Genomic DNA, 7,309 nt, shown 5'->3' with positions numbered 1-7,309 from the left:
GGCCCGTTTCCAGCCCCACGCCGAAACGCCGACTCGACCACAGGTCCCACCCCGGCCCCACGCCGTGACACCGGCTCGGCGACAGGCCCGTTTGCGGCCCGACGCCGGCCCCCCGACGCAGCGACAGCCCCGGCCCTGGCACCACGCCGGGCCGCGGACCCCACGCCGACGCCGGCACCGGGCCCGACTCCACGTCCAGCCGTCACCCCGCCGCCGACACGGCCACCGGCACCGGCGCCGGGACCACGCCCGGCCGTCACCCCGGCACCACCCCCGGCCTCACGGCGAGCCGCCGGGCCACCGACAGGTCCGGCTCCGGGCACGCGCCGGGTCTTGGGACCGGCCAGGCCGTCGGACCCCGGCCCCCGCCGAGCCATCCCGGGGGCCACGCCCTCGGCCCCGGACACGCCCCGAGCCGGGGCGGTCATGCCCTCCGACCCGCCCCCGTGCCACTCCGCCGGAGCCGCGCGGGACCCGGCCGCACGCCGGGCTCTCACCTCGGCCGCGAAACCGGCGGAGTCACCGCGGCGTCCGGCGTCGGCCGGGTCGGGGCCGGCCCCGACCCGGCCGGCCGGCCCGGTGGCGGACACGGCCCAGGCGTCACTCGTACCCGCCCCGCCCCCGCCCCGCCCTGTCCGGGCGGGGCGATCCGCGGCACCCGTCCTACGCGGCGCCATCGGGGCGGCGGCGGAGCCGGAACCAGACCGTCCCCGCGACGGCCGCGAGGCCGACGGCGGCGGCCCCCGTGACCGGCGTGAACGCCTCGCCGCGGGCGATGCCGCCACCGCCCGCGGGCGGGCCGCCGACCGGCGTCGTCGGCTTGGACGTCGGGCAGTCGACCTTGAACACCTTGAACTTGCCCGCCCCGTGGGCCTGGTCGGTCAGCCACGTGAGCTTGTACTGCCCGTTGGGCAGGTCCACGGCCTTGGTGCGGCCGGCGCCGCTCGCGTCGGCCGTGAACGTTCCGGTGCGGGTGGCCCCGCCCGGGACCTCGGGCTGGGTCTGGATGGTCCAGTTGACCTTCTCCCCCGCGGCGAAGTCGAACGCGGCGAGGTAGAAGTCGCAGACCTTCGGGTCGTTGCGCTGGTCGTCGGCCCGGGTCGTGGTGGCGTGGATCTTGACGTCTCCGTTGTCCCCCGGGACAGGAGCGGCGACGGCGGGCACACCGCTCAGGGTGGTCCCTGCGAGGGTGAGGGCGGCGAGGACGGCGGTACGGGTGCCGGCACGGCGCGCGAGGGGTACGACGGGCATGAAGATGCCTCCAAGTCAGACGATTTTCATACAAACTCCTCGTCACCTGACTCTGTGTCACCTCACCGCCGAAAGACGTGCAGCACCGCCCTGCGACGCGTCAGATATCGCTCTTACGGCGCAGTGACACCCGCCGCCGGCCGGTCTTCGCCACCCCTCCGGCCGGCTCGGGCGGCGCGCTCCCCCGCGACCTCAGCGCCACCCCGGCGGAGACCAGCAGCAGCACCCCCAGCATCACGAACGGCGCCGCCACTCCCGCGACCCCGGCGACCACACCGGCCGAGGCGGGCGCGGCGACCTGGCCGAGCCGGTTGCCCGTCAGGCGCAGCGCGAGGGCCGTGGAACGCGCGTCCTCCGGCGACGCCTGGACGACCGTCGTCATGGACAGCGGCTGCCCGACGCCGAGGCAGAAGCCGAGGAGTACCAACAGCAGCCCGAGCGCCCACACCGGCACCGGCAGGGCGATGCCCGCGCACAGCAGGGCCGCCAGCAGACAGGTGACGGTGAGCAGCAGGGTCCGGCCGAGCAGCCGCAGCAGGGGCGTGAGGACCAGCCGGCAGGCGATGGTGGCCGCCGCGCGCAGGCTGAGCAGGAGGCCGATGACCGATGGCGCGATGCCCCGGTGCTCGCCGACCACCGGGAGGTAGGCGGTGAGGATGTCGGTCGCGGACAGCACGGCGAGGCTGATGAAGATGCCGGCGGGTACGCCCCGGGCGCGCAGGATGCCCCGCACGGGGACACGCTCGCCCTTGGCCGCGCGGGACGCGGACGCCGTACGGCGGTGCTCGATGCGCCAGAGCGAGGTGAACGCGACCGCCGCCGTCGCGCCGGCCGCGAGCAGGGCCAGGGCGCTGGTGCCGGCCATGTCCTCGCCGCCGATCAGCGCGCCGGCGGCGACGGGGCCGACGAGCTGGCCGAGGGCCGCGCCGATGGTGAAGTGGCCGAAGTTGCGGTCCTGTTCGTGCGGCGCGGACTGGCGGGCGACGAGGGACTGCGAGCCGATGACGAAGCAGAGGTGGCCGAGGCCCATCACCCCGCTCCACAGCGCCATCGTCCACAGGGACCCGGCCACGCCGCTGAGGGCGCAGCCGCCGGCGATCAGGACCACCCCGAGGGGCAGCAGGGGCGCGCAGCGGCCGTGGTCGGTGCGGCGGCCCAGGGGCACGGCCGCGAACAGGGGCAGCAGCGCGTACACGCCGGCGATCACACCGACCGCCCGCTCGTCCGCGCCCAGCGCGAGGGCCCGGTAGGAGACGGCGGGCCGGGCCATCGACACCGCCCCCTGCGCGAAGGAGAAGGCGATGACGAGGCGGAGCAGCCAGCCGCGGTTCCCACCGGGCCTCACGATGTCCTCCATGGAGTGTCGTACGCGCGGTCAGATGATGCCGAAGAGCATGCCCGCCGCCAGGATGGCCAGACAGGTGAGGGCGGCCCACTTCACGACGAACCTGGTGTGGTCGCCGAACTCGACCCTGGCCATGCCGACCAGGACGTAGACGGCGGGGACGAGCGGGCTGGACATGTGCAGCGGCTGGCCGACCAGGGAGGCCCGGGCCATCTCCAGCGGGGAGACGCCGTGTGCGGCCCCGGCCTCGGCGAGGACGGGCAGGACACCGAAGTAGAAGCCGTCGTTGGACATGAAGTACGTCAGCGGCAGGCTCAGGAGGCCGGTGACGAGGGCCATGTGCGGGCCCATGCTGCCGGGGATGACGTCCACCATCCACTTGGCCATGTGGTCGACCATGCCGGTGCCCTGGAGGACGCCGGTGAAGACGGCGGCGGCGAAGACCATGCCGGAGACGTTCAGGACGTTGTCCGCGTGCGCGGCGAGCCGGGCCTTCTGGTCGGGGATGTGCGGGAAGTTCACGGACAGGGCGAGTGCGGCACCGAGCAGGAACAGCACCGGGATGGGGAGCAGTTCCAGGATCATGGCGGTCAGCAGGCCGACCGTGAGGAGCGCGTTGAACCAGTACAGCTTCGGGCGCAGGGTGGAGCGGTTGGGGTCGAGGCCCTGGAAGCCGTCGTCCTCGGTCGGGCCCCCGGCGCCGCCGGTGCCCTCGGGCGCGTCCGTGCCGGAACCGGCGCCGCCCGGGCCGGTCTTGCGCAGGGAGACCGTGCCGTCGCCGGAGGCACCGGTACCGACGAGGACCGTCTCGGTCTCCCTCTCCTTCTCCTCCTCCAGCACCTCGTCCAGCGTCAGCACGCCCAGCCGCCGGCGCTCGCGCACGCCGAGGACGTAGGAGAGGACGAAGACGAAGAGCAGGCCGACCAGGAGCGCGGGGATCATCGGGACGAAGATGTCGCTGGCGTCGAGCTTGAGCGCGGTCGCGGCGCGGGCGGTCGGGCCGCCCCAGGGGAGGGTGTTCATCACGCCGTTGGCCATGGCGGCGACGCCGGTCATCACGACCAGGCTCATCTTCAGGCGCTTGTACAGCGGGTACATCGCCGAGACGGTGATCATGAAGGTGGTGGAGCCGTCGCCGTCCAGCGACACGATCGCGGCGAGCACGGCGGTGCCGACGACGATCCGCATCGGGTCGGCTTTGCAGAACTTGAGGATGCCGCGGACGATCGGGTCGAAGAGACCGACGTCGATCATCAAGCCGAAGTAGACGATCGCGAACATCAGCATCGCCGCGGTGGGGGCGAGGCTGGTCACGCCGTCGATGACGTAGTCGCCGAGGTGGGCGCCCTTGCCGACGAACACGCAGAACAGCGCGGGGATCAGCACGAGCGCCGCGATCGGCGACATCTTCTTCATCATGATCAGGACCAGGAAGGTCGCGATCATGGCGAAGCCGAGGATGGTCAGCATGAGTGGATACCTAACGTTCGCCCTTGAACATCCCACCAGGGCCGGCGGTGTCCGAGACGTTAGGTCCGTTCAAGCAGCGTTAACAAGACGTTGACGTGCGAGCAATAAGCGCAAAAGTGCTGGTCACAGCTTTGCTCAGGTCAGAGCGGTGTGCTTTTCGGTCACCGCCGGTCCTCCCGGGGCCGGCGTGGGGGCGACGTCGACGGGCACTCCGTTGAGCACGGCGTTGCCCGAGAGCGGGTCGAGCAGCCGGCCGTCGAGGAGCTGGTTGACGTTGACGCCCGGGTCCGTCGAGGCATGGCGCAGGCGGGTTCCGGGGCGGTCGTGGCCCCAGCCGTGGGGCAGGCTCACCACGCCCCGTCGGATGGCGTCCGTGACCTCGGCGGGCGCGATGACCTCTCCCCCGGCGCCCCGCACCCGCACCGGCGCGCCGTCCTCGACGCCCAGCCGCTCGGCGTCCTCGGGGTGGATGTGCAGGGTGCAGCGATTGGAACCGCCCGTGAGGGCGGGCACGTTGTGCATCCAGCTGTTGTTCGAGCGCAGGTGCCGGCGGCCCACCAGGACGAGTCCCGCGGGGCGTTCGGCCAGGGCCGCGCGCAGGCGGGGCAGGTCGGCGGCGATCGGGCCGGGCAGCAGCTCCACCTTGCCGCTCGCGGTCTTCAGCGGCTGCGGCAGGCGGGGGCGCAGCGGGCCGAGGTCGATGCCGTGCGGGTGGGCGAGCAGCTTCTCCAGGGTCAACCCGTCCGGCCTCGCGCCGAAGCCGTCGCCGTAGGGGCCGAGGCGCAGCATCAGGTCGAGCCGGCGCTCGGGGCCGTTGTCGCCGGTGAGCGCGGCGGCCAGCTCCCGCGGATCGCGGCCGTGCACGGGCGAGTGTGGCTCCTTGACGGCCTTGCCGAGGGTCTGGCCGACGACCATGTCGTCGACGGCTCCGGGATCGGCCCCGTGCATCCCCGTCACGGCGAGGATCAGCCGGGCCAGGATCTCCGTCTCGGCCATGCGGCCCGGCTCCAGCGGGACGGCGGGACGGGTGTAGCGGACCTGGTTGCGGACGGCGAGGGTGTTGAAGGCGAAGTCGTGGTGCGGGCTCTGGGCGGGCGGGGGCGGGGGCAGGACCACGTGGGCGTGGCGCGAGGTCTCGTTGAGGTACGGGTCGACGCTGACCATGAAGTCGAGGGAGGCGAGCGCCTTGTCGAGCCGGTCGCCGTCGGGCGCGGACAGCACCGGGTTGGCGGCGACGGCGATCAGCGCGCGGACCGGCGCGCCCTCCTCGGTGGCGGTGTCGATCTCCTCGGCGAGGGCGGACAGGGGCAGTTCGCCCTTCGCCTCGGGGTGCCGGCTCACCCGGGAGTGCCAGCGCCCGAGGGCGAAACCGCGGCCGGGTCCGGCGGGGCGCGGGGTCCGGTCGGTGGCCGCCTGCGGGAAGAGCGCGCCGCCGGGGCGGTCGAGGTTGCCGGTGAGGATGTTCAGTACGTCGACGAGCCAGCTGGCGAGCGTGCCGTGTGGGACGGTGCAGCTGCCGATGCGGCCGTAGACGGCGGCGGTCGGGGCGGCGGCGAGATCACGGGCCAGGGTGCGGATGAGCCCGGCGTCGACGTCACAGGCCCCGGCGACGGCCTCGGGGGTGAACTCCCGCAGGGCGGCGGACAGTTCCTCGATCCCCTGGACGTGCGGGGTCGGGTCGACGAGGCCCTCGTCGAACAGCACGCGGGCCATCGCGGCGAGCAGCAGCGCGTCGGTGCCGGGCCGTACGGCGACGTGCCGGTCGGCGAGCCGGGCGGTGCGGGTGCGCCGCGGGTCGATCACGACGAGGGTGCCGCCGCGGGCCTTGAGCGCCTTGAGCCGGCCCGGGAAGTCGGGGGCGGTGCACAGGCTGCCGTTGGACTCCAGCGGGTTGGCCCCGATGAGGAGCAGATGGTCGGTGCGGTCCAGGTCGGGCACGGGGATGGCGTTCGCGTCGCCGTAGAGCAGGCCGCTGGAGACGTGCTTGGGCATCTGGTCGACGGTGGAGGCGGTGAAGACGCTGCGGGTGCCGAGCCCGGCGAGCAGGACCGGCGGGTAGAGGCCCCCGGCCATGGTGTGCACGTTGGGGTTGCCGAGCACGACGCCGACCGCGTGCGGGCCGTGCCGCTCGACGACCGGCCGGATGCCGGCGGCGACCGCGTCGAAGGCCTCCTCCCAGGTGGCCTCGCGCAGCTCGCCGTCCCGGCGCACCAGGGGGGTGCGCAGCCGGTCCGGGTCGGAGTCGACGGCTCCGAAGGAAGCGCCCTTGGGGCAGATGAACCCCTGGCTGAACACGTCGTCGCGGTCACCGCGGGCGTGGGTGACGCGCGTTCCCTCGATGGTGAGGGTCAGGCCGCAGGTGGCCTCGCACAGGGGGCAGATACGCAGGGCGGTGCGGGACACGGGTCCTCCCGGGGCGGCGGCTACGGTGACGCGCTGACGCGGCCGAGCATACCGACCGGTATGCATGGCGGCGAGGCCTCGGGTGCCACAAGGTCAGTCGAGGGCCCGGGCCAGATAGGAGCGCAGCAGTTCCCGGGCCTCGTCGATGATCTTCCGGTCCCCTTCGGGCGCGACCCGGAAGGCCAGGTGGACGAGGGTGTCTGCGGTCTCCACGGCGATCAGGAACACCCGGCGCAGGTCCTCGTCCGGCTCGCGGTCGAGGTAGCCGGAGAGCAGTTCGGTGAGGCGGTCGGCGACGCGGTGGTTCGGTTCCGCGTGGCGGGCGCCGACCGGGATCTGGTTGCCGAAGTCGACGAGGGAGAAGCCGGGCGCGGTGCGCTTCATCTCCAGGTACTCGTCGAGCACGGCGTCCATGGCCTCGCGCCAGCCCCCGCCGCCGGCCTCGCGCAGGCGCTCGGTGACGCGTGCGGAGTACCGCTCCAGGTTGCGCTGGGCCAGCGCGTCGGCCATCTGGCGCTTGTTGCCGAAGAAGCGGTAGACGGAGCCGATGGGGACACCGGCGCGCTCGGCGACCGCGCGGGTGCTCAGGGCGTCGTAACCGACCTCGTCGAGAAGGTCGGCGCAGGCGTCGAGGATCCTGGCCAGACGTTCGGCGCTGCGCCGCTGCACGGGCGCACGACGGAGCGATGTCGCGTGGGGCACGGGCTTCATGATGCCCTTCCGGCCCGCTCCGGTGAACCTCGCCCCCTCGTCGCCCACGAGGCGTGCGCCACCTCGACGCGCACCCACGGCCGGACGTCCGCCACCTCGGCACGCGCCCCCGGCCCGGCACCCGCCACC

5 protein-coding genes are annotated in these 7,309 nt (G+C 73.7%); all 5 read right to left on the bottom strand.

Annotated features, from left to right (window positions below; all coding sequences use genetic code 11):
- Positions 1 to 663 precede the first annotated feature (663 nt).
- Positions 664 to 1,251 carry a hypothetical protein gene (locus tag RIN80_RS23155; RefSeq protein WP_309097572.1) on the bottom strand — a complete coding sequence of 196 codons (588 nt, stop codon included), beginning with the start codon at positions 1,249 to 1,251 and terminating at the stop codon, positions 664 to 666.
- A gap of 100 nt (positions 1,252 to 1,351) precedes the next feature.
- The gene (locus RIN80_RS23150) at positions 1,352 to 2,596 is read right to left on the bottom strand and encodes an MFS transporter (protein WP_309097571.1); all 1,245 of its coding nucleotides are present in this window, start codon (positions 2,594 to 2,596) and stop codon (positions 1,352 to 1,354) included.
- 30 nt (positions 2,597 to 2,626) lie between these two features.
- A complete protein-coding gene (locus RIN80_RS23145) occupies positions 2,627 to 4,066 on the bottom strand; it encodes a citrate:proton symporter (RefSeq protein WP_309097570.1) in 1,440 nt (479 codons plus the stop codon).
- Positions 4,067 to 4,201: 135 nt separating this feature from the next.
- Positions 4,202 to 6,469 (bottom strand): molybdopterin oxidoreductase family protein, encoded by a 2,268-nt coding sequence (locus RIN80_RS23140; RefSeq protein WP_309097569.1) that lies wholly within the window; start codon positions 6,467 to 6,469, stop codon positions 4,202 to 4,204.
- Between the two features lie 93 nt (positions 6,470 to 6,562).
- Positions 6,563 to 7,180 carry a TetR/AcrR family transcriptional regulator gene (locus RIN80_RS23135; protein ID WP_309097568.1) on the bottom strand — a complete coding sequence of 206 codons (618 nt, stop codon included), beginning with the start codon at positions 7,178 to 7,180 and terminating at the stop codon, positions 6,563 to 6,565.
- Positions 7,181 to 7,309 lie beyond the last annotated feature (129 nt).

Source organism: Streptomyces sp., assembly GCF_031181705.1.
Taxonomy (GTDB): Bacteria; Actinomycetota; Actinomycetes; order Streptomycetales; family Streptomycetaceae; genus Streptomyces.
Note: the sequence above shows the minus strand (reverse complement) of the source record. Positions and strands in the feature narration are given on the sequence as shown.

Coding starts and splice junctions, on each gene's coding strand:
- RIN80_RS23155 (WP_309097572.1), bottom strand. CDS start 1,251: ATGCCCGTCGTACCCCTCGCGCGCCGTGCCGGCACCCGTACCGCCGTC.
- RIN80_RS23145 (WP_309097570.1), bottom strand. CDS start 4,066: ATGCTGACCATCCTCGGCTTCGCCATGATCGCGACCTTCCTGGTCCTG.
- RIN80_RS23135 (WP_309097568.1), bottom strand. CDS start 7,180: ATGAAGCCCGTGCCCCACGCGACATCGCTCCGTCGTGCGCCCGTGCAG.